The sequence below is a fragment of the Pseudomonas sp. SbOxS1 genome (assembly GCF_013416725.1).
Classification (GTDB): Bacteria; Pseudomonadota; Gammaproteobacteria; order Pseudomonadales; family Pseudomonadaceae; genus Aquipseudomonas.
The window spans coordinates 37,418-64,122 of record NZ_JAAVXC010000047.1 but is presented as its reverse complement, the minus strand read 5'-3'; the positions used below and the strand labels follow the sequence as shown (position 1 = coordinate 64,122).

The following is a 26,705-nucleotide window of genomic DNA, read 5'->3' as shown; positions in this document are numbered from 1 at the left end:
GATAGGCCGTCTTCGCTGGCAAGCCAGCTCCTACAGGGGGCGTGTGTTATCGGTCGACTTTGTGTTTCGCCGCATACAGGCACAGCATCTCCATCGCCAGCGTCGCCGCCGCCAATGAGGTGATGTCGGCGTTGTCGTAGGCCGGCGCCACTTCCACCACGTCCATGCCCACCAGGTTGATCCCGCGCAAGCCGCCGAGGATTTCCAGCGCCTGCACCGTGCTCAGGCCGCCGCACACCGGGGTGCCGGTGCCCGGTGCGAACGCCGGGTCGAGGCAGTCGATGTCGAATGTCAGGTACACCGGGTTGTCACCGACCCTGGCCCGAATGGCTTCGACGATCGCATCGACGCCACGCCGGTGCACCTGCCGCGCATCCAGCACCTGGAAGCCCTGGTGATCGTCGTTGGTGGTGCGCAACCCGATCTGCACCGAACGCGACGGATCGACCAGGCCCTCCTTGGCCGCATGCCAGAACATGGTGCCGTGGTCGATGCGCTTGCCCTCCTCGTCCGGCCAGGTGTCGCTGTGGGCGTCGAAGTGAATCAGCGACAGCGCACCATGCTTGCGCGCATGGGCCTTGAGCAGCGGATAGGTGATGAAGTGATCGCCGCCGAAGGTCAGCATCGCGCTGCCCGCACCAAGGATGTGCTCGGCGTGCGCTTCGATACATTCGGGGGTCGACTGCGGCGAACCGTAATCGAAGTCGCAATCACCGAAGTCGACCACTGCCAGGTGATCGAAAGGGTCGAAGGTCCACGGCCAGTGGCGCTCCCAGGCAATCCCGGTGGACGCCGCGCGAATCCCCCGTGGCCCGAAGCGGGCGCCGGGGCGGTTGCTGGTCGCGGTGTCGAACGGCACGCCGCTGACCGCTACGTCGACACCGCGCAAGTCGCGGCTGTAGCGTCGACGCATGAAACTGGTGATGCCGGCGTAGGTGCTTTCGGCGGCGGTTCCATAAAGGCTGTCACGGGTGATGGCCTGATCGTTCTGCACTGGGACGTCCATTGAAGGCTCCTTGTTATTGGCGGCTACGGAAAGTGGTCCACACGCGGGTACGCTGGCGCATGTCCTTGAGGCTCATGCTGCGGTCGGCGTACAGGCGCTGACGAATGTCGGCGGGTGGATAGATGTCCGGGTCGGTGCGCACCGCCTCGTCGACCAGCGGCGTCGCGGCCTGGTTGGCGGTGGCGAAGAACAGCGTGTTGGTCAGCGCGGCGACGGATTCGGGGCGCAACATGAATTCGATGAACTGGCGCGCGGCTTCGGGGTGCGGCGCATCCTTGGGGATCGCCAGGTTGTCTTGCCACACCAGGGTGCCTTCCCTGGGAATCCGATAGGCGATTTCATAGGGTTTGTTGGCCTTGCGCGCCTGATCGGCGGCCATGCTGGCGTCGCCGTTGTAAGCCAGGGCCAGGCACACGCTGCCATTGGCCAGGTCATTGATCTGCCGGCCGCTGGCGACGTACAGCACCGAAGGTTGCAGTTGATGCAGCAGTGCTTGCGCCGCGTCGAGGTCCTTCTTGTCGGTGCTGTAGGGATCCTTGCCCAGGTAGTGCAACGCCAGGCCGATCACCTCCTGGGGCGAGTCGATGATTGCAACGCCGCAGTCCTTGAGCTTGCTGGCGTACTCGGGCTTGAACAGCAGGTCCAGGCTGTTGAGCGGTACGTTCGGCAGGCGTTGTTGCACCGCCTCGACATTCATCCCCAAGCCCAGGGTGCCCCAGGTATAAGGCACGCCATATTGATTGCCGGGATCGACCGCAGCGAGTTTCTCCAGCAAATCCGGATCAAGGTTGGCGTAGCCCTTCAAGCCTTCGTGGGGAATGGCTTGCAACGCACCGGCCGCCAGGCCACGAGCCAGGACGCTGGACGACGGCACCACCACGTCGTAGCCACTGCCGCCGGTGAGCAATTTGGTTTCCAGCACTTCCGGCGCATCGAAGGTGTCGTAGCGCACGTGAATACCGGTTTCCTGTTCGAAGCGCTGCAAGGTTTCAGGGGCGACGTAATCGGCCCAGCTGTAGAGGTTGACGACTTTGTCCTCGGCCTGGGCCGCAGCGGCCATGGCAAGGAACAGCGTTGGGACACAATACTTGAGCACGGGAGCCATGACGCACACCTGACCTGGGGAAGTGGTTGCAGGATCCGTCCTCGGTTACATTGGTAAAATATAAAGATTATTAACCTGACATTATCCCGGAGTAATGTTTGATGCTCGGTCAACTGCATGACCTGGACCTGCAACTGCTGCGCCTGTTTGTCAGCGTCGTCGAGTGCGGCGGCTTCAGCGCAGCCCAGGGTGAACTGGGCCTCAGCCAGTCGAGCATCAGCCAGCAGATGGCCAGGCTGGAGACCCGTCTCGGCTATCGCTTGTGCAGCCGCGGCAAGGGTGGCTTTCGGATCACGCCCAAAGGCGAGCAATTACTCAGCGCGACGCGCAGCCTGTTCCAGTCCATCGAAGCGTTCCGTCATCAATCCAACGGCGTGGCCGGGCGCCTGATAGGCGAGGTGCGCCTGGGCTTGTCCGAAGCGCTGGACCCATCGGTGCTGCAGCGGGTGGCCGACGCGATCCGGCGCTTTCGCGAGCGTGACGAATCGGTGCGCATCGAGTTGATGAGCGCCATGCCCGGTGACATGGAGCGCTTGCTGCTGCAACAGCGGCTAGACCTGGCCATCGGCTATTTCTCGCAGATCCAGGGCGCGTTCGACTACCGCCAGCTGTTTACCGAAACCCAGCACCTGTACTGCGCCGTCGGCCATCCGCTGTTCACCGATGAGGCACCGGATGACCAGGCACTCCAGGCCTGCGACCGGGTCGACCACCCCTACCGCTTCCTGCGCAGCGACGAACCCTTTCAAGGAAAGGTCTGCTCGGCGCGCTCCGAACAGGTCGAAGGCACCCTCGCCTTTATCCTGTCCGGCAAGCATGTGGGGTATTTGCCCAGTCACTTTGCCCGCAGTTGGGAAGACCAGGGTTTGTTGCGGCCGGTGCGGCGCGATGGCTTGAGTTTCGAGGTGGCGTTTCACCTCGCTCGCCATCGCGCCCAAGTGCCTGGGGATGCGCAGAAGGCGTTTGAAGAGGATTTGCTCGCGGCGTTTGCCTGAAGATTTTGCTTTTGCCGTGACTGGATCGTTCTGGCATCCTGCGCGTCCTTTTTCTGACCCGGCCCCGCCTCCCGGCGCACAAACCACCATGACTTCCCCTGAAAAAACCCCGCGCCACAGCGACCTGCTCTACGGCCTCGACGACCGCCCGCACCTCACCGCCACGGTGTTCGCCGCCCTGCAACACGTGCTCGCCAGCTTCGTCGGGATCATCACCCCGACGCTGATCATGGGCAGCGCCCTGGGTTTGCAAAGCGAGATCCCCTACCTGATCAGCATGGCGCTGTTCGTCTCGGGCCTGGGCACCTTCGTCCAGGCACGGCGCTTCGGTCCGGTGGGCTCGGGTCTGTTGTGCCTGCAAGGCACCAGTTTCTCGTTCATCAGCGTCATCCTCAGTGCCGGTTTCATGGTCAAGGCCCGGGGCGGCGGCACCGATGAAATCCTCGCGACGATCTTCGGCGTATGCTTCTTTGCCGCCTTCATCGAAGTGGTCTTGAGCCAGTTCATCGGCAAGCTGCGGATGCTGATCACCCCGGTGGTGACCGGCACCATCATCACCCTGATGGGCCTGTCGTTGATCAAGGTCGCCATGACCGACATCGCCGGCGGCTTCGGCGCCCCCGACCTTGGCGCCGCCAGTCACCTGGGCCTGGCCGCCCTGGTGCTCGGCACCATCGTGGTGTTGAACCGGGTGGACGTGCCGTTCCTGCGCCTGGGCGCGATTGTCATCGGCCTGACCCTCGGCTACGCCGTCGCCTGGCTGCTGGGCCACGTCGATTTCGCCAGCCTGCCGGCCGTGCCGCTGATGAGCGTGCCGGTCCCGTTCAAGTATGGCTTTGCCTTCGACTGGGTGGCATTCGTCCCGGTGGCGGTGATTTTCCTGGTGTCGCCGCTGGAAGCGGCCGGTGACCTGACCGCCAACTCGATGATTTCCCGTCAACCGGTCAAAGGCCCGGTGTACATCCGCAGGATCAAGTCCGGACTGTTGGCCGACGGCCTCAACTCCGCCATGGCCGCCGTATTCAACAGCATGCCGATGGTGACTTTCGCGCAGAACAACGGAGTGATCCAGCTGACCGGCGTGGCCAGTCGCTATGTGGCCTTTTTCATTGCCGGCCTGCTGGTCCTGCTGGGGCTGTTCCCGATGATCGGCGCCGTGCTGCAGCTGATGCCCAAACCGGTGCTCGGCGGTGCGGAGCTGGTGATGTTCGGCACCGTCGCCGTGGCCGGGATCAAGATCCTCGCCGAAGCCGGCTTGCATCGACGCAACATGCTCATCGTGGCGATTTCCATCGGCATGGGCCTGGGGGTGGCGGCCGTGCCGGAAGTCTTGCGCGAGTTGCCGAAAGCGCTGCACAACATCTTCGAATCGCCGATTACCGTCGGCGCGTTGTGCGCTATCGTGCTGAACATCTTCCTGCCCGAGGAATTCATCGAGCTGGAAGAGGACGATTTCGATCCGGAAGCCTCGATCCTTCAGGTCATGGAAAACCCGGATGTGCCGGCCAAGGCTGAGCCCCTCACGCCTGCGATTGTCGCACCGTTGAACCGCTAGACAGGCTCAAGGCCGAACCCAGGTGGTTCGGCCCTCTCGGTGCTACGCCAGGCTCTGGGCCTGAGCCAGACCCAATCGCGGAACAACCTGCCTTATGTGTTGCGCGGCAAACTGGCTGGAGGGTTGTTCGGCACCAAGCGTTTCGTGGATAGTGGCAAGCTCAGTCTGTCGGGGCCTACCACCGGCAGCCGCTCATGGCGATTTCAAGGAGCTGCACGCAACATGGACGCCGCACCCACGCTGTACACCGAACGTCTGATCTTGCGCCCGCTGGAACTGGCCGACGCCGACGCCATCCAGCAGCAGTTCCCCCACTGGGACGTGGTGCGCTACCTGAACGCCTTGGTACCATGGCCCTACCCCGCCGACGGCGCGTTGATTTACCTGCGCGACATTGCCTTGCCGGCGATTGCCCGTGGCGAAGAATGGCACTGGTCGATTCGCTTGAAGTCGGCACCTGGGCAACTGATCGGCAATGTCAGCCTGATGAATGAACAGGACAACAACCGCGGCTTCTGGCTCGGCCTTAAGTGGCAAGGTCAGGGGTTGATGACTGAAGCCAGTGAGGCTGTCACCGCGTACTGGTTCCAGGTCCTCGATCGCGCCGTGCTGCGTGTCCCCAAGGCGGCCTCCAACATCGGCTCGCGCAAGCTTTCGCAACGGACCGGCATGCGTTTGATCCGCACGGAGGTAGGAAACTTTGTCAGCGGTCGCTGCGCGAAAGAGCTCTGGGAAATCACTCGCGCAGAGTGGCAGCAACAGCGCTATGAACGCGGTCACTTGTAGGAGCTGGCTTGCCAGCGAAAGCGTCCGAAAGACCAACGCAATATTCAAGGACGCCTTCGCCGGCAAGCCGGGCTCCTACAAACGAAAGCGTGCGAAAGACCAACATAGGGTTCAACGACATCGTCGCTGTAAAGTCAGCGTCTGCAATGGTTTACGAAGTGAATCTGACGCCCGGTTTAGGCCGCTCATCCACGCTCAACTCGAATACGTCGGGGCGCGCGTAGTGGCCGACGACGTCGTAGTCGTAGCGTGCGCGAATCAGGTCGTCGGTGTCGATTTCAGCGGTGAGCAGTCCGCGCTCGCCGCGTAGCGGTCCGGCCAGTACGTCACCCATCGGCCCGACAATAACGCTGCCGCCGGCAATCAACGGCCGGTCCGCCGGCCAGTTGGCGATCTCCATGCCCAGGGCTTGCGGCGAGTCCTGGACCTGACAGGCGCTGACCACAAAGCAGCGCCCTTCATGGGCGATGTGGCGCATGCTCACCTGCCACATCTCCCGCTCGTCCACTGTTGGCGCACACCACACCTCCACGCCTTTGGCGTACATCGCCGTGCGCAGCAGCGGCATCATGTTTTCCCAGCACACCACCGCGCCGATCCGCCCGACTTGGCTGTCGATCACCGGCAAGGTCGAGCCATCGCCCTTGCCCCAGATCAGTCGTTCGGTGCCCGTGGGCATCAGTTTTCGGTGTTTGGCGACCAGACCGGCCTGCGGATCGAAGTACAAGGCCGTGCAATACAAGGTGCTGCCGGCACGCTCGATCACACCGATCACCAGGTTTGCGCCCGTGCGCGCCGACAGCCCGGCCAGCGCTTCGGTTTCCGCGCCCGGCACATCGATGGCGTTGGCGAAATAACGGGCGAACGCTTCCCGACCTTCTGGCAGTCGATAACCCAGTTGCGTGCCGAACCCCTCGCCCTTCGGGTAACCGCCGAGCAACGCTTCGGGCATGACCACCAGCGCCGCGCCGGCATCAACGATGGCGTTTTCGTACGAGAGGATCTGCTCCAGGGTTTCGGCCTTGCCACCAGGCAGTGCGCCGATTTGCAGTGCAGCAACGATTGACTTGGGCATTGCGCTAACTCCATTCGAATCGGGTGTTGCTCATTCTCAGGCGCTACCGGATCATGAATAAAGCCCAATTCACTGCTGAATGATATGAACGCAATTAATATCACCACCGTCGACCTCAACCTGCTCAAAGTCTTCGAAGCCTTGCATGAAGAGTCCAGCGCCAGCCGCGCGGCATTGCGCCTGGGCGTCACGCAGTCGGCGGTGAGCGCGGCATTGCGCCGGCTGCGCGAGGTGTATGGCGATCAGTTGTTCGTACGCACCGGCCGAGGCCTGGCGCCGACGCTCAAGGCCAATCAGTTGAAACCGGTGGTCAGCGACGCACTGAACAAATGCCGGCAAAGCCTGGCGATGGTCGATCCGGCTGCCCATCACTACGAAGGCCGTTCGGTCGCGGTGGGCATGTCGGATGACTTCGAAATCGCCTACGGTCGCCGCTTGATCGAAGAAATCGCCCGCTGCGCGCCGAAGTTGCGCCTGATCTTCCGCCAGACCCACAGCCAGATCGTCGCCCAGGCGTTGATGGAGCGCAGCATCGACCTGGCGATTACCGCAGGGGGCTTCGCCGAACGCTTGCTCAGTCGCCAGGTACTGGGAGAAGGCGATTATCTGTGTCTGGTTGACCCGGCGAGTCTGGCCGCAGGACAGCAGTCCATCGACCTTGAAGAATTCGTCGCCCGTGAACACATCCTGGTGTCATCGGGTGGCTTTATCGGAATCACCGACGAAGGATTAGCCGCATTGGGCCTGAGCCGGCGGGTATGCGCGTCGACCACGCATTTTGCGGCATTGCCGCATCTGCTCAAGGGCAGCCAGGCGGTGGCGACCATTCCGGCCCATGCCGCCCGAAGCATCGCAGCGCTCAGCGGCCTGGCGCTGCTGCCCTGCCCTTTGGCGCTGCCGCGTTACCCGATCGAACTGGGCTGGCGCACCAGCACGCAACTCGATCCGCTGGTGTTGAAAGTGCGCGAGGCGATTATCGCGAGCTTTTTGTAGGAGCCGGCTTGCCGGCGAAGGCGTCCTTGAGCGTTGCGTGGGTCTTTCGCGCGCTTTCGCTGGCAAGCCAGCTCCTACAAGGTGGTATGGCCAATATCGGATGCGACCCGGTTATTTGGCTGCCATCAGTCGATTGACTTCACTTCGCACCATGTTCGAGAACTCCGGTGGCGACATGCCGTCCAGCTCGGCGCGGACCCACTCGGCCCATTTACCCTTGCGCTTGGCGCGCTCGCCGAACAGACGTGCGGCTTCGCCCTTGGCCTTGCCCAGGTTGTTTTGCCAGAGTTCGAACAGACGGGATTTCTCGTCTTCCAGCGCTGCACGCTCGGCAAGGGGTTTGTCGGCCAGATTGAAACTCATGGGAAATTACCTGCTGCGTAAATAGGCGACATCTTACACTGTAGGAGGAAATGTCCCGCGCTGGATTTTTCAACAGGATGGCGTCCGCAGGCAAAATCACTGCAACTTTTTCCGTCGTGCCGGACTCCATTGTTCACTGCCCATTACCTGCAAGGAGTCACCCAATGGCCCGCAAAACCGCCGCACAAGCCGCTGAAGACCAGATCAAGGACCAGGCTTTCAGCGAACTTCAGTCGCTGATCGAAGAGTCGGAAAAACTGCTCAAGAGCAGTGCGTCACTGGTTGGTGAAGAAGCGGACACGCTTCGCGGACAAATCGCCCTGAAACTCCAGCAGGCACGGGACTCGGTCACCAGCGTGCGCGCCCGCACCTTGCCGGCGGTCGAGGCCACTGAAACCTACATTGGCGGGCACCCATGGCAGACCGTGGCCATTTCCGCCGGGTTTGGTCTGGTTGTCGGCTTGTTGTTGGGCCGACGTTAAGACCCTGTGGGAGCGAGCCTGCTCGCGAAGAGGGAGTGTCAGGCAACATTGATGTTTACTGGTACTCCCTCTTCGCGAGCAGGCTCGCTCCCACAATTCATGTCATTCGCACTTCAATTTCCAGCCAATTCCCGCAAATTCGCCAACGTATCGGCATCCAGCTGAATGCCGCCCGCGCTGGACTTCGCCCGCTGATGATGACGCCGATCCCCCGGCAACCGCTTGAGCCCCACACCGTGCATCTGACGCACCAGCTCCTGGCTGCGCTCGGCAAAGCCCTGCCCGGCCGCCTTGCTCGGGTCGATCACGATCAACAGTTGGCCGGTCCACGGGGTCTTGGCCCCCGGGTGGTTTTTCCAGTCAAACTCGAACGAGAAGTTGCCGCCAGTCAACGCCGCTGCCAACAGCTCCACCATCATCGACAGCGCCGAGCCCTTATGCCCACCAAACGGCAATAAAGCACCGCCCTCCAGGATCGCTTTCGGGTCCTGGGTTGGCTGACCGAGGCTATCGACGCCCATGCCCGCGGGCAATCGTTCGCCCTTGCGGGCGGCGATCTGCACGTCGCCATGGGCAATCGCGCTGGTGGCCAGGTCGAAGACAATCGGCTCACCGCCTGCCCGCGGGGCGGCGAAGGCGATCGGGTTGGTGCCGAACAGCGGGCGATCGGCGCCGTGCGGCACCACGCAAGTCATGCTGTTGACCACACTCAACGCCACCAGCCCTTCGTAGGCGAACGGCTCGACGTCCGGCCACAACGCTGCGAAGTGATGGGAGTTACGAATCGCCAACACCGCAATGCCGGCACTGCGCGCCTTTTCCACCAGCAAGGCGCGTGCAGCGGCGAGCGCCGGTTGGGCGAAACCGTTGCCGGCGTCGACCCGGACAAAACCCGAGGCCACATCCTCGACCACAGGCTTGGCCTGGCCATCGACCCAGCCGCTCTTGAGCGTCGACACGTAACCGGGAATGCGGAACACGCCATGGCTGTGGGCGCCATCGCGCTCGGCACCGGCGCAATTGAGGGCCAGTGTCCTGGCGACCTCGGCGGAGGTGCCGTGGCGAACGAAAATGCGTTCGAGCAACAGCACCAGAGAATCAAAATCCAGGGTTGAGTTGGCCGAACTGACTGCCATTTCAGGCGAAGCGGTCATCTGAAGCTCCAGTTTTATTGTTAGAGGCGGGCAACAGGTCGATTAAGTGCTTTCTTACCGGCGTCCTGTCAAGTCTCTCGCGCAAGCAATATGTACCGCACCCTGCCTTTGCCCGCCCCCTACTGTTGCCCCTCGACCCAACGACCTGCGCTGAACACCGTCGCAGCCCATCGAGGAAAGACCATGACAACACCTGCACTGCCGTATTTTTTTGAGGACGCCGAGACCGCATCCATTGCCAAGCAATTGGGCGAACGGGAAACCGAGCTGGGCTTTACCCTGGACGATCTGGACTGGCTGAACAACGTCTATATGGCGACCCAGGAAGCCCGCAAAGACCATGAAAATCCCATGCTGGCCTATCAGTTGCTGTTGTCTTTGCCCGGCAAGGCCGGCGTTCCTTTGGCCGGCGCCTTTGCCATGAGCCGGCCCGACAATGGCGCGGTCACGCTCTACACACCGTGGCAAGGCTTGATCAAATTCGCAGGCATGGATGCACTCAAAAACAAACTCAAGGAATGGTTGGCCCAGGCCACTGGAAAACGTGAGCTGTTGCGCTTCCTCTCCATCGAACAGCGCCTGCCCCTGGCCGCCGCCGCTGCACTCGATGTCTCCACCCGCGAAATCGAAGGCGCGGTATTCGCAAATCAGGAACTCACGCTCAAGCAACAGCAGGACCAAAACCTCGAGGCGATGACGGCTGAGTTGGTCAAGATGCCCACCTTGCAATCAATGCTGGACGACCTCCTCAAGCGCGCGTTGCACACGCCGTTCCCCAACCTGGACCAACGCCTGACGCGGCTGAACAGTTTTGTCAGTACCGGTGCCTTTGATCACCGTGGAGCGCCCCATGCGATTGCAACGATGTCACTGAGCGAGGCCCTCCTGCATTTTTATCTAACGAATCAGTGGCCGACGGGCGACTTGAGGGTGTTCACCCATCCCGAGCGCGCCATCGGCAGCGATGCCGACAACCTGGCCTGGGAAAGCGCCGTAAAAACAATCGCGCAAAGTTTCACGTTTCACCTGCACAGCCTGCTTGAGGCGTTCTGGAACACGGCCATGAGCAATGGCTTGTCGCGCCGGGCTTTTTTCACCGAGGGCCTGTGCGACACTTTTCACACGAAGCTGTTACACCAGCGCCGGCAGAACACGTTGACGTCAGAGCAATACCTGCGACTGATGAATGTCAGTCTCGCCTCGCTCACAATTGATCCCCTTCGCATCGAAAAAGTGCGGCTCACCGCCCCTTTTAAACATTCCGCAGAGCTTGCCTCGACCTTGATGATCGGCGATGCGAACACCCTGGGTTTCCTCTACAGCCCGTCCCGAGGCATCGACGTCACCAGCAACCTGTCAGCGGTGAACACAATCCTGCGGCAACAGCTCAGAAGCGAAGGACATGCAGACACGCTGCTCAATTTCATGTCATTGGACGAACGCAGCACGTTTCTTGGACTGCAACCGAACGATTGGGCGATCGTCGGTGAACCCATCGTCGGCCCGGTGTTTGCACACGTGATGACTGACATCATCGAAAAACAAAAGCAAAACCTCAGCCATGCATTGGGTTGTTACCGTGAAAGCGATGGCACGCTGGACTCTCACGCCTTGCTCGACAATGCCCTGGACGTCCGGGGATTGATCGATCCCCGCTTGCTGCTGCCTGAAAGCGCAGGACGCTGGAGCACTCGACCGGACCGACACGTGAGCACGCGACCAGCCACCGTGCGCGCCGAGTCGGCCAAACAGCAGATGTCGACGCTAAGCTCGGTCGAACAGGCGCTCGATGAACTCCACAAGAAACACCCGGCCATTCCCACGACAACCCGAACATTCGCCGATGCGCTAGACCTCGTCAGTTCATCATTGGCGGGTTTGAAATCGAGCTTTACCCACACCCTGTCAACGGCACTTCACAGTGAATTGGAGCTTCACACCATCTCGCGCACCCTGGGTGCGACGGAACAGGCGATCGTCAAAACCGTGCTCGATACGCCTGCACGCGTGCTGCGAAGGGCATTGAACGGCTTTTTTCCGGAGGTCTTTTCCCTGGCGTTGAAGGCTGGTGCCGCTGCAACCCCGCTGAAACTGGCCAGTTGTTTTGTCCTGACTGAACGGGGCGGCCTGGATCCGGTGCACTCGGGAAAGGCCATTTTGTGGACACCCGCACTGGGATTTGAAGCCTTCAAGGCCCTGACGCCGTTAATGGACGAGCTCGAACGGCGTCTTAAGGACGAAAATCATCGCTCCACGCTTCTGGAAAACCTCGGCCGTAGCGAACGATCGCCAGGCAAGGCCTACACGCTGGCGCCACTGCAACAGGTCCTTGGGCATTTCCTCAGCCATTTGCAAGGCTCCTTTGTTGATCTGGACCAGGCCCTTGTCACCCGTGCACTGGCCACCCCGCTCTCCCCCGCGCCGCTGGCCAGCCTGCTCAATCTGGTGGCCCTGCGTCAGCCGATGACCGGACTGAGTCGTGCAACCGACATCGCCCAGTCCCTGATCACCCAGCAAAAACTGCCGGCGTGGCTGGCCAAGGCGCCGATCAAAGAGCTGATCCTGCATGGCGAACTGCTGCAGCAATACGTGAACAACGTCAAGGACGGCCAGGATTACCTCACCGGCATCCGCTCGTTGCAGCGCACCGCCCACCATGAACTGGAAAAACAGCTCCTGGCAGACGACTTCAACGTTGATCCGGACAAGGTCCAGGTCGAGATCAGCGCGAGTACCTGGACGGCGCCCCGCAAACAGACACTGACCGATTTTGCGCTGGCTCACCTCAAGGACCTGGACACCGTCGCCCTCAAACTGACGTCGCTAGACACCACGGACATTCCAGAAGGCATGGACGAACGCTATGTCAAAGACCTGGTACGCAACCTGAAACCGGGTGAGCATCAGCAGAAAATACTCAGCGCGGCCCTTGCGGACACCGAGGCAAACGCGGATCGCAGGCAGCGTTTCTACAAGCAACTGCCCTGGCAACTGATGCACCACGCCCACGTGGAGAAACTGCAGGAGCGCCTGAGCGAAACCGGGTTCGACCTGATCCGCCAGGTCATGGACATGCCTGACGCCCTCGCCCGTAAAGCCGTCGAGGGGGCCCACGCGATCGTCCGCCCCCTGGAGTTGCTCGGTGTCAGGAGCGGACAAGCCGTCAAGGTGCCAGGCGTCTATCTGATCGGTTCATCAGCCGACAGCACAGCGCCGCAGGTGCTGGTCGCCCCTCACAGTCCACGACACGGGATAAAGGAATACCCAAGCGAAACCCAGCTGCTGGCAGAACTGAAGTCCCGCGGTGCGCTGCTCGATTGGGTGCTCATGAACCTGGAGAATCCTGAGCGGATATTGCTGGAGACCCGGATGGCGACGCGCAGCAACCGGGTTGAAAGAGCCGTGCCGTTGGCTGCCGAAGTCACGCTGGCGTCCAACCCGATCAAGGGGCACCTGTTCGGGCAATTGTTCCGTGATAATGCCGCGTTGCTGGGCCGATTGCTCGGTTGTCAGTCCGATGACAAAAAACAGGGTGCGTGGGCAACCATCAAGCACGTTCTGGGTGAAGACCTGCACGCGGCGTATTCGTTTTTCATGGGCAAGCTCGCCTACCCTGTCACGGTGTATCACAGCTACCTTGACATCAAGAAATCCGCCGAAGACCTGCAAGCGCGCAAATGGGGGCCGGCTGTCAGGGAGTTCATCAGCGGCATGGCTCAACTTGCTACGTTGCGCCAATCCCTGGACACTCCCGCGCCGTCGACGCCGACCGTTGCGGCGCAAGAAAAACCCGAAGCCACCTGCAAATGGCAGGACATCAAGGTCACCGCCCGCGAGCGTACAGACTTGCAGCGTCATGAACGCCTCGACGTCGACCTGGGTTCGCTCAAGCCAGACTCAACGCCCGGGCTCTACGCGCACCAGACGACCAAACAACTTTACGCGCCGGTGGAAGGTAAAGTGTTTCCGGTGGCCAAACGCGGCAGCCACTGGCGCATCGCAGACACAGAGACGCTCGGCCCTTTACTGCGGCAAAACGTGGCGAAGCAATGGGTACTCGACCGGAATACACCGTCACCGCAATTTAGCATTCTCAATCAGGTGGAAACTCTGGCAGCGGTTCGGGGCGGCATGAACGTCGACGCCCGTGGAATGTCGCAGATACGATGTTATTTCCCATACAAGGCTCGGCAGATCGACCAAGCGCTTGACCAGGCAACGAGCTATGCCTGGAACAGTTTTCAAAACCTGAAGCTGCTCAGGGACCCCAACATCACCGACTCCCCCGTGCATCAACTCATCGAGCGTTTCATCGATGTGCCAGAGGTGGAGCCCGCACATGTGGACAAACTGGAAAAGGTCGTGGGCGACATGTTTACCGCGCTGTTGGACCCTACGCTTAGAAAGCCCAAGTCCGATCGCTTTGTCGTCGGCAGGGTAATCCAAGGCGCAGAAGATACATTCGCCTTTATGGTTCCGACGGACAAAAACAAAAAGATCTACCTGGGAGAAAAATTCTTCCTTCCCCGTTTCGACTATTACCGCCGACATCTTACCGACACGGACTTCCCGATCCGCACGCATGCCCAGGCGATAACGCTCCTGCATGAGCTTTCACACATTGTTTGTAAAACCGAGGACATTTCCTATCTCGATCCTGGTAGACCCTTTCCTGACCTGATCGAAACGGCCAGCGTCAGGGCCACTCAGCTCAAGGATGCATTGACCAACCTTCAAGACACCGCACTGTCACTCAAGACACCTTGTACAGAACTGTTCATGACCAGGAATTCCGTGACCGACAAGTGGGAAGAGCCGGGAAGTTCTACCTTGGAAGATACCGATCGGGTCAAAGATCATATTCTGGCGTTGACCGGCGCAGACAACCTGGCCGGTGCTCGCAATACGTTCAAACATAACCCACTGACCCGGCTGGCAGTACAACTCGGAAACGCCGACAGCGTGGCCTGGTTAATCAGTCATCTCGGGCGCACGTTACACGTCAACACACCTTGATTTCAGAAAATAAACAGCCGTTTGATGGGTAAATGCCATGACGGCTGTTCTCGCAGACTGCCCTCAAGGTTAGAATGCGGGAAATCAGGATGAGTCAATGACCGACAGCCCTCTCTCACAAGCCCAGTTTGACGCCATCACCGATGCCGCCGCGCATTGGTGCATGCGCCTGCATGCACCGGACTGCACCGTTGCAGAGCGACAGGCATTCGAGCAGTGGCTGGATGTTCATCCGCTGCACCTGGTGGAATACCAGGCCATGCTGGAAATCTGGGAAGTGGCAGGCGACCTGCCGCGCCCCGAATCCAACATTGTGCCAATGGTTCGCCACAGCCGGACATCCTGGCGTACATTTGGCATGGCGGCGGCCGTGTGTGCTCTGGCGTTGCCTTTGGCGGCTTACAGCGGCTGGAACCTGGGGTGGCTGCCCAATTCCTACCAACACTTCGAGGCGACCGACAATGTGCGCCAGGTCACCTTGAAGGACGGCAGCCAGGTGGAACTGAACCTGGGCAGTGAGTTGACCTACAGCAACTACAAGGATCGACGCCAGGTCACCCTGGGCAAAGGCGAGGCCTTCTTCAGCGTCAGCCACGACACGTCCCACCCGTTCGTAGTCAAGGCGGCCGAAGGGCGGATCCGGGTCACCGGGACAACATTCAACGTCTGGATGTATGAAGACCAGGTGAAAGTAAACCTGATCGAAGGCTCGGTGCTGGTCAGCAGCAACGATGACCTGCCGGGGGACGGCTTGCGGCTCGGCCCTTCGATGCAGGCGAGCTATCGCCATGGCGACTACATTCCGCGAATCAGCCAGACCTACGACAATGACAATTCGCTGGCCTGGCGCAGCGGCAAGCTGGTGCTCGACGACCTGGCGCTCAACGAGGCCCTGCCGTTGATCAACCGCTACCTGGAAAACCCCTTGGTGATCGCCGACAACAGTACCGGCGCCATCCGCATCGGCGGCATCTACAACATCAAGGAACTCAATACCCTGGTGACGTCCCTGCCCAAGGTGCTGCCGGTCTACCTGACCCGTAACAAGGACGGCAACCCGGTCCTCAACTCGATTCCGCAGCAAGCGCCGAAAAGCTGAAGGCCGCCACCCTTGCGGGGTGCGGCCTTCATGCATCAATCAAATACGCCCCAATCTACTGAACAGCCAGCTTTGTGTCCTGCTCACGGATAGTCTGCGCCTGATAGTCCGGATCGGACTTGATTTGCTGCTCGGTGAACGGCAACACACTCAACTGCTTCTGCGAAAACGCCAGCGTCTGGTCCCGGGCGTATTTCGAGGCCGGATCACTCGACAGCGAGAGCGCCAGCAACCCCTTGGCCTGCGGGCCCTTTTCATCGAAGGTCACCACTTGCAGATAGCTGGTGCCGCTGACCACTTCGCGTTTGCCGTCCGTCCTGGGCACGCTCTGGATGGCATTGTAGACGCCCAGCGTACCCGGCCCGCCGTGGATCGGCGTTTGCTCCCCGCCGCTGCTGACCACCTGGACATCGCCCCAGCGCGTGTCTTTCCTGAGCCCTGACGCCTTGACCTGTTCTGCCGATGCCAGCATCGCCTGGCGCAGCGCCTGCGCTACTGGCGCACGCTCAATCGCCAGGCCGCGCGGCGTGTGCTGCGGATCCAGCGGATCGAACGCCACGCGCCAGATATCGGGCAGCTGTTCCAGCGGCTCCATGACATTCTGGAAATGCACGAAACCCACTCCGCTGTCGAGATTGGCCTTGCCATCCCACGCCTTGAGGCTGGCACACAGCGGCGCCAGCGCCTGTGCATCGGCCCCCAGGTCCGCCGCGCAGAATTGCAACAGGTCCGGCATCACTTGCGCCGCCTGATACACCTGATCGTCCATCACCATGTGCTGCAGATCCGCCGCCGCGATCGGCCCGGACTTGGCCAGTTTACCCAGGCGATCGAGGGCAAAGCGCGCGCGCAGGCCCAAGGGCTGGCTGTCCTGGCTGATCAATGGCGAGAACCCGGTGAGCGGCTGCGCCGGGTTGGCCAGCCAGGCCGAATCATTGGAATGCTGCACGAAGTCCTTGCGCAACAGTTGTGGCAACTTGTCCGCCGCATAGATGCCTTTTTGTGCGGCTTGCGGGTCGATGTCCCAGGCGCAGGCGCTGTTGGAACCGTCGAGGACGATCATCTGCAAGCCGATCCGTGGATCACTGCACTGCGCGAGTTTTTCGCGGCTGACGTTCGGCACCACCGACAGGTTCATGTACAGCGTCTGGCCCTGATCGTCCGCCGCCAGGGTATTGACCCACGGGATACCCTGGATTTCATGGACCGAGGCCTGGAATTCCTTGAGGCTGCCGGCACGGTTCATCGCGTACCACTGCTGCAACACCCGGTCATTGTCCAGGTTGGCGTCGCGCAAGCTGTAGGCGTACTGGTTGTCCCAGTCCAGCTTGCCAGGCCATTGCACGATCGGGCCGAACTGCGAGCTATACACTACGTGGGAAACCGACTTGACCGAGCCGTCGGGCTGCTTGAGGTCAACCGTCAGTGTCTGTTTGTGCATCGGCAGGGATTTGCCGTCGAGCAGGTAACGGGTCGGGTCCTTGGGATCGAGCTGCAGGCGATACAGGGTGAAATGCTTGGACGAATCCACGGTGTGGGTCCAGGCCAGGTGTTGGTTGAAGCCAATGTTGATCATCGGCAGGCCGGGCAACGCGGCGCCCATCACGTCCAGCTTGCCGGGGATGGTCAGGTGCATCTGATAGAAACGCATCCCGCCGACCCACGGGAAATGCGGGTTGGCCAACAACATGCCGCGGCCATTGAACGAGCGCTCGCTGCCCACTGCGACGGCGTTGCTGCCGCGGTCAAGGGCAAAACGCTGCATACGCACGTCGGCCACCCGGAATGCTGCCTGTTTGCCACCGCTGCCCGCGACCGCAGCCGGTGGCGTCGCCCCCGCCAGGGCTTCGGCAAATTGCCCGACGCCGCCCTCGACCAGCAGGCGCCGGGTCAGCTTGACCAGATCCATCGCGGTGATGTCCCGCACCCAATCGCCCTGGCACTGCTGCGGCAGTCCCTGGACCCGACGTTCGCCGAGGAAGCGGTTGTAGCCGGCCACATAACCTTCCATCAGCTGCCGTACTTCAGGGGTTTGCGCCTGCCAGAAAGCATCGACGGCCTGCGGAGTGTTCAACCAGGTGAAAAACAGATCGCTGACGCGGTTTTCACGCTCCTCGACGGTAAACTGGTCCGGGCCGAAAAACCGTGAGCGCTGACCGTTCACCGTGGCGATCTCGTTGGCCAGCAAACACAGGTTATCCTGAGCGTAGGCATAGCCGATGCCGAAACCGAGCCCCCGCTCGTTCTCGGCCCGAATATGCGGCACACCGAAACTGGTCCGGCGGATATCGGCACTGGCCTGCTCAGGCTGACTGCGCGCATTCGCCGCAAGACTCAGCCCCAGACACACACCCGCCAGGCTCATCCTGGCTAACTGGCTGGAAATAATCACACTCGCTCCTGATCGAAAAACGATGGTCACAGTTCTGCGTACAGACACGCACTGCGCATTCTTCTAGGGACGAAGCAAACGAGGAAAATTTAGGAGGCTGGATGGCGGTCCCGAACCGCATTTCACGTCATGACGACGAAATTTCTACATTCAAGCCTTCATGATTTGGGTCGCTCATACGTCTTATCAGGTAAGAGCGCCCAATTTTTCCCGATCAGGCTCTGAAAAGGAGTTTTCGCCATGTACAACTCGCAACTGCCAACGGACGGTAGCAACGCGTCAAAGGGCACTTCCGTTGGAGTCGGTGTTTTCGACCAGCGTACCGAGCGCCACGGCAACGAGCGGATTCGCCTCCTGCTCAAGAGCTTTGGCCTGCGCACCAGTCTGATTCGCCTGAAAGTCATCGACGCCTTGCTCTCGGCCGCCGAAAACGACCGCAGCCTGGGCGTGCGCGGCGTACACACGCACTTGCTGGAACTGGATATTCCGCTGTCGTTCCTCAGTGTGCGAGAGGTGTTGAAACGCTTGTGCAGCGAAGGCGTGATTGTCCTCAACGCGGACAAGAGCTACAGCCTCCACCCACGGGCCGCCGCCCTGCTGCACAACGACTGATCGAGCCAGGCCCGGGGTTGCCGCTCAGGGCTTGACCTTGCGGCGCATCACGCCGTTGATGACCACCACGACCACCGCCACGCCAATGGCGATGTACTGAAACAGTTTTTCGCTGATGACGCCGGTGTTCTGCAAATACGAAAGGCCAAACATGGTCCCCAGTACCACGAGGGAGATCAGAATCGAGTATTTCAAACGTTGCGACTGAGTCATTGGCAATTCCTGAACCTGAAAAAATGTATCCGCTGTTTATCCGCCTGCCTGCCGGGCTCCTGCCGTATGGCGGGGATGGGCGGTGGCAAACGGGGGGTTATGTTACAGCCGATGAAGATTTTTAGCTTTATCGGGGGGACTGGGGCCTGACAGCTGACTCTTTTTTCGGTGTACATATCCGTTGCTGCGGTAACGGCCTCTTAGGGTTTCGCCCTTACGGCGACTCACTTTTTCAAACGCCGGAGTGCCGGCCCAGCAAAAAGTAAGCAAAAGGCTTTGCCCCACCACTTGGTGCCTCGCTTAGGCTCGGCATGCCCTCACTCCGGCATTGCTCCGTGGGTCGCCGCGCTGGGCCATCCCTGGCCCAGCGCGGCTAAACCGGCGTCCTGCCGGTTTACCCACTGCGCAATGCCTGCGTTCGGCCATCGTGGTTAACGGGGCACCCAGATCAAAATCAAAAGCGAGGCGGCCTTAAAGCCGACCTGACTTTTACAGATACCTCAATCCCCTGTAGGAGCCAGGCTTGCCGGCGAACCAGGCGCTGCAGTGTGTCTGTTACACCGCATTATCGTTCTTCGCCGGCAAGTCGGATCGCCGCACCGCTGGCTCCTACAGGGGGAAATGCGTACGGCTCCCGATCAGGTCGGCTTTAAGGCCGCCTCGCTTTTGCGTTTGATCTTGATCTGGCTTTTGATTTTCTTGCCCCATCGAGAGGCCGAGTGGAGGTTCTGCGCAGTGGGTAAACCGGCATGGATGCCGGTTTAGCCGCGCTGGGCCAAGGATGGCCCATCGCGGCGACCCACGGAGCAGGACCGGAGCGAGGGTACCCCGAGCCTTAGCGAGGGGCCGAACGCCAGGGGCAAGAGCCCTTGGTTACTTGGGGCTCTTCCAAGTGACTCGCCGTAAGGGCGAAACCCTAGGTGGCCGTTACCGCAGGAATGGATATGTACGCCTGAAAGACAATCATCAGCAGCGATGACGCCTTCGCCGGCAAGCCGGGCTCCTACAGTAAAGGCGAAACCCTAAGTGGCCGTTACCGCAGCAACGGATATGTACACCGTCACCAAACAACAGCTCGGCTGCCAACCTGACAAACTCGTCATCTCCCCCTCATCCACCTGACAGCTTTGATCTACGATGATAGGGCCGGGCAGCTCTGTAGCAATTCGAAACACACCTTGAACGCCTACCCACAAAAAACCTTCAAAATATAACCTTTCGCCCGCAATCCGAGACCCCTTCCCTCATGCGAACCCCTTTACGTCTGGCCGCCTTGGGCGCCCTGTTCATTTCCTCCCTGGCCCAGGCCGCCGACCTGATCCCGATCGAGGTCCACCGGGATGCCAACTGCGGTTGCTGCAAGAAATGGATCAGCCACCTCGAAGCCAACGGTTTCAAGGTAGAAGACCACGTCGAAAGCAACATGAGCGAGTTCAAGCAACAACACGGCGTACCGCCGCGCCTGGCGTCGTGCCACACCGGCTTGATCAACGGCAAATTCGTCGAAGGCCATGTGCCGGCCGATCAGGTGCTGGCCCTGAGCAAGCGCGATGACCTGCTGGGCGTTGCCGCCCCAGGCATGCCCATGGGCTCGCCGGGCATGGAAATGGACGGCATGAGCGATGCCTATCAAGTGATCGGCCTGAAAAAGGACGGCACCGATGTGGTAGTGGCGGACTACCCCGCCCATTGATTTTCACGGCCTGCTTCGGCTTGTTCCTGGCTGCATTCGGTGCAGCGACTTTGCTGCCGCTGCAGTCCGAAGCGGTGCTGGTTGGCCTGATCCTCAGTGACCGGTACTGGCTGTGGTTGCTGCTGGCCGTCGCCACCCTGGGCAATGTCCTCGGTTCAGTGGTGAACTGGTGGCTGGGGCGCGCCATCGAACGCTTCCAGGACCGGCGCTGGTTTCCGGTTAGCGCCAAACACCTGGAACACGCCCGTCGTCACTATCAACGTTACGGCCATTGGTCGTTGCTGCTCAGCTGGCTCCCGGTGATCGGTGACCCACTGACCCTGGTGGCCGGCGTCATGCGCGAACCCCTGGGGCGCTTCCTGCTGATCGTGACCCTGGCCAAGGGTGCCCGTTATGGAGCACTCGCGTTGGCCACCCTGGGGTGGATGGGTTGAACCAAGTGCCGCGGCGATTGCCTGTTTAATGTCGCCCTAATCATGCCGATCCAGTATCGGCGGATTTTCAACGGAGTTCATCCATGCCCCCTACCCGCTCAAGCTGGCTGTCCGGCCTGCTGCTGACCGCCGCCCTGCCCGCCATCGCTGCCGAAGGCCCGGCCTACGGCCCGGAACTGCAAGGGTTCGAATATCCCTACACCGTCAAGCATTTTGCGTTCCAGTCCCAGGGCAAATCCCTGCAAATGGGCTACATGGACGTGGCGGCCCATGGCAAGGCCAATGGCCGCAGCGTGGTGCTGATGCACGGCAAGAATTTCTGCGGCGCCACCTGGCAGACCTCGATCAAAGCCCTGAGCGACGCCGGCTACCGGGTCATTGCCCCGGACCAGATCGGTTTCTGCACGTCCAGCAAACCGGACCATTATCAGTACACGTTCCAGCAACTGGCGAGCAACACCCAGCAACTGCTCAAGGCCCTTGGCATCCAGAAAGCCACCCTGCTCGGGCACTCCACCGGCGGCATGCTCGCCACCCGTTACGCGTTGCAGTATCCCGAACAGGTCGAGCAGCTGGCCTTGGTCAATCCCATAGGCCTGGAAGACTGGAAAGCCCTCGGCGTGCCCTATCGCACGGTCGATCAATGGTATGAGCGCGAACTGAAAGTGACCGCCCAGGGCATCCACGACTATCAGCGCAGCACCTACTATGATGGCCGCTGGAAACCCGAATTCGACCGCTGGGTCGACATGTACGCGGGCATGGCCAAGGGCCCTGGCAAAACCCAGGTGGCTTGGAACTCGGCGCTGATCTACGACATGATCTTCACCCAGCCGGTGTACTACGAGTTCAAGGACCTGAAGGTGCCGACCCTGCTGCTGATCGGCACCGCCGACACCACGGCCATCAACAAGGACATTGCGCCGCCTGAGGTCAAGGCGAAAATCGGTCATTACGATGTGCTCGGCAAGCAGGTGGCGAAACTGATTCCCCAATCGACCCTGGTCGAATTCCCCGGCTTGGGCCACGCGCCGCAGATGGAAGAGCCGGCGCAGTTTCACAAGGCCTTGCTTGGCTGGCTGGACAACACCCACCCCGTTCCTTGATGAGGTAAGGCTGATGGCGCTACAGATTGCAGTGATTGATGATTGGCAGGACGTGGCCCGCGACGTGGTCGACTGGTCGGCGCTGGAGGCCATCGGCGAGGTTGGGTTCATCCACGACTACCCCGCCGACAACGCGACCCTGGCCGCGCGCCTGGGCGGGTTCGAAGTGATCTGCGTGATGCGCGAGCGCACGCGGTTCGACGACGACCTGCTGCGCCGCTTGCCGAATCTCAAGCTGCTGGTCACCGGCGGCATGCGCAATGCCGCCCTCGACCTCAAGGCCGCCGCCGCGCTGGGCATACAAGTCTGTGGCACCGACAGCTACAAGCATGCCGCGCCGGAGCTGACCTGGGCACTGATCATGGCCGCGACCCGCAACCTGGTGGTCGAAGCCAACGCCCTGCGCGCCGGAAAGTGGCAGCAAGGCCTGGGTGGCGACCTGCATGGCAAGACCCTGGCGATCCTGGGGCTGGGTAGCATTGGCCAACGGGTCGCCCGCTTCGGCCAGGCGTTCGGCATGCGGGTCATCGCCTGGAGCGAAAACCTCACCGCCGAACGCGCCGCCGAGTTCGACGTCACCTACGTCAGCAAGCAGCAACTGTTCGAGCAGGCCGATGTGTTGTCGGTGCATCTGGTGCTCAGCGAGCGCAGCCGTGGCATGGTGGACGCCCAGGCGCTGGCCTGGATGAAACCCACGGCGCTACTGGTCAACACCGCCCGCGGGCCGATTGTCGATGAAGCGGCGCTGATCAAGGCCCTGCAGAAACAACGCCTGGGTGGCGCGGCGCTGGACGTATTCGAGCACGAGCCCTTGCCCGAACATCATCCGTTCAGAACCCTGGACAATGTACTGGCAACGCCTCATGTCGGGTACGTCAGCCAGCAAAATTACCAGCTATTCTTTTCGCAAATGATCGAGGACATCCAGGCTTGGTCGGCAGGAGAACCGATTCGCCTGTTGAGCTGATAACGTAACGGCGGCGACTTGAGTTTTTCTTGCAAATACCACTGGAAAAAATGAATAAATGTTCAGGCTGCGCTGTTTATGTTTCGCATGAAGGGTCATTAGCCCTTCTCAACATTTTCGGCCCGTTCGGAGCATTGCCCATGAATCGCCGTCTCTCGATCGTTACTGCACCGCTGGTGTTTGCCGTTGCGCTGTCCAGTTCCCTGGCATGGGCCAACGGCGAGGAAGATACCCCCGCCAAACCGCAGTGCCCTCGAGGGCAGGTGTTCGACAGCAAGGCACAACGGTGCGTCAAGCAAACCAGCATGCTCTTGCCGGACGCCGACCGCACCGATTACGCCTATCAACTGGCCAAGGACGGGCGTTACGAAGAAGCCCTGGCCCTGCTCGATACGCTCAAGCAACCCAACACCGCCAAGGCCCTGAACTATCGCGGCTACGCCACGCGTAAACTGGGGCGCACCGATGAAGGCATCGGTTATTACCTGCAAGCGGTCAAACTCGACCCGCAGTATGCGCTGGTTCGCGAATACCTCGGCGAAGCCTATGTGACCAAGGGCCGGCTGGACCTCGCCCAGGAACAGCTGCAGCAGATAAAATCGATCTGCGGCAACACCACCTGCGAGCAATACCAGGACCTGGCCGAAGCCATCAACGCTTCATCGAATACCTGACAACCCGATTGGAGGGAGGTCGCTATCGCCAGCGATCAGGAAATAAGGGCAGAACTGGGGCAGCACCTGGCGCGCCTATGGCGCTATGGCCTGCTGTTGTCCCGACAACGGCATGTGGCCGAAGACCTGGTGCAGGCGACCTGCGTGCGGGCGCTCGAACGCGGCGGGCAGTTCGAATCGGGCACGCGCATGGACCGTTGGCTGATGAGCATTCTGCATTCGATCTGGATCAATGAAGTGCGCACTCGCCGAGTGCACCAGGGCCAGGGCATTGTGGATGTCGATCAAGCCCTGTCGTTCGATGGCGAACAGGCGGCACAGACCCATGTGCGCGCCGCGCAGGTGATCCGGCGCGTCGAGGCGTTGCCCGAGGCCCAGCGCGAAACGGTGTTCCTGGCCTACGTCGAAGGTTTGTCCTACCGCGAAGTGGCCGATGTGTTGCAAGTCCCCATCGGCACCGTGATGAGCCGACTGGCCGCTGCACGGCTGAAACTGGCCGAGTACCCGGCCCTGCACGCGGTGCCGAACCCTTCCACCGGAGAACGTCGATGAACGCGAAACTGTCGGATGAGCAACTGGTTGCCTACCTGGACAACCAGCTCGATGCCGAACAACGCACCCGCATCGACGCCGCCATCGCCGAAGACCCGATGCTCGGCCTGCGCCTGCAATGGCTGGACCGCAGCAGCATGCCATTCAAGTCGGCTTACGACGAAGTGACCCGACAAGCCCCGGTCGAGCGCCTGCAAGCCATGCTCGACACCCTGCCCGCTCCGGCACGCCCGGGGCTGAGTCGGCGCTGGTTCCTCGCGGCCGCCGCCGGATTGCTGGCGGGTGGTGTACTGGCGGACCGTTTGTTCCTCGGTTGGCAAACCAGCCAGCAGACCCACAACTGGCGTGGCCTGGTCGCCGACTACATGGTGCTTTACGTACCGGAAACCCTCGACCACCTGCCCAGCGACGAAACTACGCAATTGGCGCAGTTGCGCACCATCGATGCGCGCCTGGGCCTCAATCTTGTGCCGGCAAAACTGGCGTTGCCCCGCGCCCAGTTCAAACGCGCGCAAATCCTTGAGTACGACGGCGTGGCCATCGCCCAGATCACCTACCTGGATCCGGTTCACGGCCCGATGGCGCTGTGCGTCACACGCTCCAACAGCGGCAGCCGGCATTTCGCCAGGGAGCGACGGCACGGGATGAACATTGTGTATTGGGCGGATATGGAACATGCGTGGATGCTGATCGGGCGTCATCCCGTGGTGGATCTGGAGGAGATGGCCACGCAGCTGCGCGGCCGGATCAGCGCCTGAGCCCCCGTTCAGAACTTCACCAGATCCTGCGCTCGCGCAAACGCCCCCACCGGCCCCGTCAGCAAGGTGTATTGCACCTTGTCACCCACTTGAAAACAGTCGCCGCCATCCGCCGTGAGATTGAGCCCGATCCGAATGGCCAGCTGGGAGCAGCCCTCATCAGGCAGGACCATGGCGAACTGGGTCGACGTTGCGTCGATCCAGACTTTCCTGATGGCGTTGATCGTGCCACTGCCGGTTCTTTTTATTGTCGGTGCTTGCATCACTCGCCTCCAGTCCTTGGTGTTTGGCGCGACTACCTGACTGCGATGGACCATCAAACGCCGAATTGGCATGCCTGGCTACTGTCAGGTTTGACAGGTGTGACGCGGTTTCAAACCGGCGCCGGCAACCACAACCGAAACCGCGCCCCGCCCAACGGCGACGCTTGCACGGTCAATGTCCCACCCTGGGCCTCCAGCGCCCGGCGGCTGATCGCCAGCCCCAGGCCAAACCCGCCGGTCGCCCGGTCCCGGCTGCGATCGAGTCGGTAGAACGGCTCGAAAATTCGCTCGCGCTCATCATCCGGGATACCGATCCCGTCGTCGTCCACCCAGATCTCACAGCCTTTGGCGCACACCTGTACGCCGACCTGAATGCGTTTTTCGCAGTAGCGCATGGCGTTGCGCAGCAGGTTTTGCAGGGCGCGGGCGGTGAGGCGCGGGTCGAGGCTGAAGCGCTCGAGCTGGCCATGCAGCAACACGTCGATGACGATGTCCGGCGATTGTTCTTCATCGACGCTGCCCAGGATACTGTCGATGAACTCATCCAGCGACACCTCGATGGGCTCGGGCAGCCGCGCCGGGTTTTGCAGGCGGCTGTAGGAGAGCAATTCCAGCACCAGCTCGTCGAGCTCACGAATGTGATCGACCAGCCCTTGCAAGCGCTCGCGGCTGGTGGCGGGCAAATCATCGGAAAGGGCCAGGGCCAGGCCGAAATCCAGGCGGGTCAACGGGGTGCGCAATTCGTGGGACACCGCGTTGAGCAGGTCCCGCTGCTGATTCAGCAGGTTTTCGATGTCGCCGGCCATGGTGTCGAAGACGTTGGCCAGGCTGCCGATGTTGGAGCTGGCGGCAATCTGCGTACGCTCGCCCAAGTGCCCCTTGCCGAAGCGTTCCGCCGCGCTTTTGAGCCGTTCGAGGTCACGCCAGTGCGGACGCAGCCACAGCAATAGGCACGCCAGCATGGTCGCGCCGATCAGCACGTTGATGCTCCAGTACAACAGGCTGACGTCCATCGGGTCGGGCGGCACGACCATTTGCACTACCGTGCGCTCGTCCAGCGGTGCCACCGCCAGGGTGCGCCAGCCCCAGTCGCCGATGCGCACGACGTTTTCGCCGCGTTGCAAACGCTGCTGTTCCTCAAGGGAAAACTCGGCATCGTCGTTACCGCTGAGCAGGATGTGCAGCGGATGGAACTCCTTGTCCATTTCAGCCGCCAGGGCCGGCCATTGCTCGACCGGAACGGCCTTGAACTGCTTGACCATCAGGGTTTGCAGCCCCCTGGAATAATCGAGGTTGTAGGTGAGGAAGCGCTCGTGGAAGACCTTGATCACCAGGTCCGGCACCAGGTAGATCGCGGCGCTGAACGAAACGATGGTCACCAGGTACAGGCGAAAGAGGATTCTGAACATCGC

24 protein-coding genes are annotated in these 26,705 nt (G+C 61.1%); 15 read left to right on the top strand and 9 right to left on the bottom strand.

Going from position 1 to position 26,705, the window contains the following annotated elements:
- Positions 1–46 precede the first annotated feature (46 nt).
- Complete coding sequence (gene speB, locus HFK74_RS29840) at positions 47–1,006, bottom strand: agmatinase (RefSeq protein WP_180206663.1); 960 nt, start codon at positions 1,004–1,006, stop codon at positions 47–49.
- A gap of 13 nt (positions 1,007–1,019) precedes the next feature.
- Complete coding sequence (locus HFK74_RS29835; RefSeq protein WP_180206662.1) at positions 1,020–2,111, bottom strand: polyamine ABC transporter substrate-binding protein; 1,092 nt, start codon at positions 2,109–2,111, stop codon at positions 1,020–1,022.
- A gap of 101 nt (positions 2,112–2,212) precedes the next feature.
- Between HFK74_RS29835 and HFK74_RS29830 the strand changes: the two genes are divergently transcribed.
- The 3 genes from HFK74_RS29830 to HFK74_RS29820 all read left to right on the top strand — a co-directional run bounded on the left by HFK74_RS29830 (position 2,213) and on the right by HFK74_RS29820 (position 5,447).
- Entirely contained in the window at positions 2,213–3,106 is an 894-nt protein-coding gene (locus tag HFK74_RS29830; protein WP_180206661.1) for a LysR family transcriptional regulator, read from the top strand.
- Between the two features lie 88 nt (positions 3,107–3,194).
- Entirely contained in the window at positions 3,195–4,661 is a 1,467-nt protein-coding gene (locus tag HFK74_RS29825; protein ID WP_180206660.1) for a nucleobase:cation symporter-2 family protein, read from the top strand.
- Positions 4,662–4,883: 222 nt separating this feature from the next.
- The gene (locus tag HFK74_RS29820) at positions 4,884–5,447 is read left to right on the top strand and encodes a GNAT family N-acetyltransferase (RefSeq protein ID WP_180206681.1); all 564 of its coding nucleotides are present in this window, start codon (positions 4,884–4,886) and stop codon (positions 5,445–5,447) included.
- Between the two features lie 151 nt (positions 5,448–5,598).
- Here the strand turns inward: HFK74_RS29820 and HFK74_RS29815 are convergent, their stop codons facing one another.
- Positions 5,599–6,522 carry a carbon-nitrogen hydrolase family protein gene (locus HFK74_RS29815; protein WP_180206659.1) on the bottom strand — a complete coding sequence of 308 codons (924 nt, stop codon included), beginning with the start codon at positions 6,520–6,522 and terminating at the stop codon, positions 5,599–5,601.
- Positions 6,523–6,606: 84 nt separating this feature from the next.
- Between HFK74_RS29815 and HFK74_RS29810 the strand changes: the two genes are divergently transcribed.
- Positions 6,607–7,515 (top strand): LysR family transcriptional regulator, encoded by a 909-nt coding sequence (locus HFK74_RS29810; protein ID WP_180206658.1) that lies wholly within the window; start codon positions 6,607–6,609, stop codon positions 7,513–7,515.
- A 111-nt stretch (positions 7,516–7,626) separates the two neighbouring features.
- Here HFK74_RS29810 and HFK74_RS29805 read toward each other — a convergent pair whose 3' ends face one another.
- Entirely contained in the window at positions 7,627–7,878 is a 252-nt protein-coding gene (locus tag HFK74_RS29805; RefSeq protein ID WP_008061409.1) for a hypothetical protein, read from the bottom strand.
- Between the two features lie 164 nt (positions 7,879–8,042).
- On the opposite strand from HFK74_RS29805, the gene HFK74_RS29800 reads away from it, so the two are divergent.
- Positions 8,043–8,360 carry a YqjD family protein gene (locus HFK74_RS29800; RefSeq protein ID WP_180206657.1) on the top strand — a complete coding sequence of 106 codons (318 nt, stop codon included), beginning with the start codon at positions 8,043–8,045 and terminating at the stop codon, positions 8,358–8,360.
- Between the two features lie 113 nt (positions 8,361–8,473).
- Here the strand turns inward: HFK74_RS29800 and HFK74_RS29795 are convergent, their stop codons facing one another.
- Positions 8,474–9,514 carry an Ldh family oxidoreductase gene (locus HFK74_RS29795; protein ID WP_180206656.1) on the bottom strand — a complete coding sequence of 347 codons (1,041 nt, stop codon included), beginning with the start codon at positions 9,512–9,514 and terminating at the stop codon, positions 8,474–8,476.
- Positions 9,515–9,697: 183 nt separating this feature from the next.
- Here HFK74_RS29795 and HFK74_RS29790 point away from each other — a divergent pair, with 183 nt between their 5' ends.
- Positions 9,698–14,530: a DUF6543 domain-containing protein gene (locus tag HFK74_RS29790; RefSeq protein ID WP_180206655.1), complete on the top strand. Its 4,833-nt coding sequence runs from the start codon at positions 9,698–9,700 to the stop codon at positions 14,528–14,530.
- Between the two features lie 97 nt (positions 14,531–14,627).
- A complete protein-coding gene (locus HFK74_RS29785; protein ID WP_180206654.1) occupies positions 14,628–15,629 on the top strand; it encodes a FecR family protein in 1,002 nt (333 codons plus the stop codon).
- A 55-nt stretch (positions 15,630–15,684) separates the two neighbouring features.
- Here HFK74_RS29785 and HFK74_RS29780 read toward each other — a convergent pair whose 3' ends face one another.
- A complete protein-coding gene (locus HFK74_RS29780) occupies positions 15,685–18,021 on the bottom strand; it encodes an acylase (protein ID WP_180206653.1) in 2,337 nt (778 codons plus the stop codon).
- Between the two features lie 240 nt (positions 18,022–18,261).
- Here HFK74_RS29780 and HFK74_RS29775 point away from each other — a divergent pair, with 240 nt between their 5' ends.
- The gene (locus tag HFK74_RS29775) at positions 18,262–18,633 is read left to right on the top strand and encodes a fe2+ zn2+ uptake regulation protein (RefSeq protein WP_180206652.1); all 372 of its coding nucleotides are present in this window, start codon (positions 18,262–18,264) and stop codon (positions 18,631–18,633) included.
- Between the two features lie 24 nt (positions 18,634–18,657).
- Here the strand turns inward: HFK74_RS29775 and HFK74_RS29770 are convergent, their stop codons facing one another.
- A complete protein-coding gene (locus tag HFK74_RS29770; protein WP_008061425.1) occupies positions 18,658–18,846 on the bottom strand; it encodes a hypothetical protein in 189 nt (62 codons plus the stop codon).
- Positions 18,847–20,092: 1,246 nt separating this feature from the next.
- Here HFK74_RS29770 and HFK74_RS29765 point away from each other — a divergent pair.
- From HFK74_RS29765 to HFK74_RS29735, 7 genes are all read left to right on the top strand, one after another.
- Complete coding sequence (locus HFK74_RS29765; protein WP_008065431.1) at positions 20,093–20,539, top strand: DUF411 domain-containing protein; 447 nt, start codon at positions 20,093–20,095, stop codon at positions 20,537–20,539.
- Entirely contained in the window at positions 20,539–20,973 is a 435-nt protein-coding gene (locus tag HFK74_RS29760) for a YqaA family protein (protein ID WP_180206680.1), read from the top strand. The genes HFK74_RS29765 and HFK74_RS29760 overlap by 1 nt, the downstream gene beginning before the upstream one ends.
- Before the next feature lie 83 nt (positions 20,974–21,056).
- Positions 21,057–22,079 carry an alpha/beta fold hydrolase gene (locus HFK74_RS29755; RefSeq protein ID WP_180206651.1) on the top strand — a complete coding sequence of 341 codons (1,023 nt, stop codon included), beginning with the start codon at positions 21,057–21,059 and terminating at the stop codon, positions 22,077–22,079.
- Between the two features lie 13 nt (positions 22,080–22,092).
- Positions 22,093–23,046 (top strand): D-2-hydroxyacid dehydrogenase family protein, encoded by a 954-nt coding sequence (locus HFK74_RS29750; protein WP_180206650.1) that lies wholly within the window; start codon positions 22,093–22,095, stop codon positions 23,044–23,046.
- 140 nt (positions 23,047–23,186) lie between these two features.
- A complete protein-coding gene (locus tag HFK74_RS29745; protein ID WP_180206649.1) occupies positions 23,187–23,720 on the top strand; it encodes a tetratricopeptide repeat protein in 534 nt (177 codons plus the stop codon).
- A gap of 54 nt (positions 23,721–23,774) precedes the next feature.
- Complete coding sequence (locus tag HFK74_RS29740; protein ID WP_180206679.1) at positions 23,775–24,272, top strand: sigma-70 family RNA polymerase sigma factor; 498 nt, start codon at positions 23,775–23,777, stop codon at positions 24,270–24,272.
- Complete coding sequence (locus HFK74_RS29735) at positions 24,269–25,030, top strand: anti-sigma factor (RefSeq protein WP_180206648.1); 762 nt, start codon at positions 24,269–24,271, stop codon at positions 25,028–25,030. The genes HFK74_RS29740 and HFK74_RS29735 overlap by 4 nt, the downstream gene beginning before the upstream one ends.
- Positions 25,031–25,038: 8 nt before the next feature.
- On the opposite strand, the gene HFK74_RS29730 is transcribed toward HFK74_RS29735, so the two are convergent.
- Both HFK74_RS29730 and HFK74_RS29725 read right to left on the bottom strand, forming a co-directional pair.
- A complete protein-coding gene (locus HFK74_RS29730; protein WP_180206647.1) occupies positions 25,039–25,293 on the bottom strand; it encodes a hypothetical protein in 255 nt (84 codons plus the stop codon).
- A 110-nt stretch (positions 25,294–25,403) separates the two neighbouring features.
- Positions 25,404–26,702 carry an ATP-binding protein gene (locus tag HFK74_RS29725; RefSeq protein ID WP_180206646.1) on the bottom strand — a complete coding sequence of 433 codons (1,299 nt, stop codon included), beginning with the start codon at positions 26,700–26,702 and terminating at the stop codon, positions 25,404–25,406.
- Positions 26,703–26,705 lie beyond the last annotated feature (3 nt).

Excerpts from the sequence above, each read along its gene's own strand:
- HFK74_RS29795 (WP_180206656.1), bottom strand. The coding sequence starts at position 9,514 with ATGACCGCTTCGCCTGAAATGGCAGTCAGTTCGGCCAACTCAACCCTG.
- HFK74_RS29790 (WP_180206655.1), top strand. The coding sequence starts at position 9,698 with ATGACAACACCTGCACTGCCGTATTTTTTTGAGGACGCCGAGACCGCA.
- HFK74_RS29835 (WP_180206662.1), bottom strand. The coding sequence starts at position 2,111 with ATGGCTCCCGTGCTCAAGTATTGTGTCCCAACGCTGTTCCTTGCCATG.
- speB (WP_180206663.1), bottom strand. The coding sequence starts at position 1,006 with ATGGACGTCCCAGTGCAGAACGATCAGGCCATCACCCGTGACAGCCTT.
- HFK74_RS29765 (WP_008065431.1), top strand. The coding sequence starts at position 20,093 with ATGCGAACCCCTTTACGTCTGGCCGCCTTGGGCGCCCTGTTCATTTCC.
- HFK74_RS29805 (WP_008061409.1), bottom strand. The coding sequence starts at position 7,878 with ATGAGTTTCAATCTGGCCGACAAACCCCTTGCCGAGCGTGCAGCGCTG.
- HFK74_RS29815 (WP_180206659.1), bottom strand. The coding sequence starts at position 6,522 with ATGCCCAAGTCAATCGTTGCTGCACTGCAAATCGGCGCACTGCCTGGT.
- HFK74_RS29830 (WP_180206661.1), top strand. The coding sequence starts at position 2,213 with ATGCTCGGTCAACTGCATGACCTGGACCTGCAACTGCTGCGCCTGTTT.
- HFK74_RS29770 (WP_008061425.1), bottom strand. The coding sequence starts at position 18,846 with ATGACTCAGTCGCAACGTTTGAAATACTCGATTCTGATCTCCCTCGTG.
- HFK74_RS29820 (WP_180206681.1), top strand. The coding sequence starts at position 4,884 with ATGGACGCCGCACCCACGCTGTACACCGAACGTCTGATCTTGCGCCCG.
- HFK74_RS29750 (WP_180206650.1), top strand. The coding sequence starts at position 22,093 with ATGGCGCTACAGATTGCAGTGATTGATGATTGGCAGGACGTGGCCCGC.
- HFK74_RS29785 (WP_180206654.1), top strand. The coding sequence starts at position 14,628 with ATGACCGACAGCCCTCTCTCACAAGCCCAGTTTGACGCCATCACCGAT.
- HFK74_RS29810 (WP_180206658.1), top strand. The coding sequence starts at position 6,607 with ATGAACGCAATTAATATCACCACCGTCGACCTCAACCTGCTCAAAGTC.
- HFK74_RS29800 (WP_180206657.1), top strand. The coding sequence starts at position 8,043 with ATGGCCCGCAAAACCGCCGCACAAGCCGCTGAAGACCAGATCAAGGAC.
- HFK74_RS29735 (WP_180206648.1), top strand. The coding sequence starts at position 24,269 with ATGAACGCGAAACTGTCGGATGAGCAACTGGTTGCCTACCTGGACAAC.
- HFK74_RS29730 (WP_180206647.1), bottom strand. The coding sequence starts at position 25,293 with ATGCAAGCACCGACAATAAAAAGAACCGGCAGTGGCACGATCAACGCC.
- HFK74_RS29775 (WP_180206652.1), top strand. The coding sequence starts at position 18,262 with ATGTACAACTCGCAACTGCCAACGGACGGTAGCAACGCGTCAAAGGGC.
- HFK74_RS29745 (WP_180206649.1), top strand. The coding sequence starts at position 23,187 with ATGAATCGCCGTCTCTCGATCGTTACTGCACCGCTGGTGTTTGCCGTT.
- HFK74_RS29755 (WP_180206651.1), top strand. The coding sequence starts at position 21,057 with ATGCCCCCTACCCGCTCAAGCTGGCTGTCCGGCCTGCTGCTGACCGCC.
- HFK74_RS29825 (WP_180206660.1), top strand. The coding sequence starts at position 3,195 with ATGACTTCCCCTGAAAAAACCCCGCGCCACAGCGACCTGCTCTACGGC.
- HFK74_RS29725 (WP_180206646.1), bottom strand. The coding sequence starts at position 26,702 with ATGTTCAGAATCCTCTTTCGCCTGTACCTGGTGACCATCGTTTCGTTC.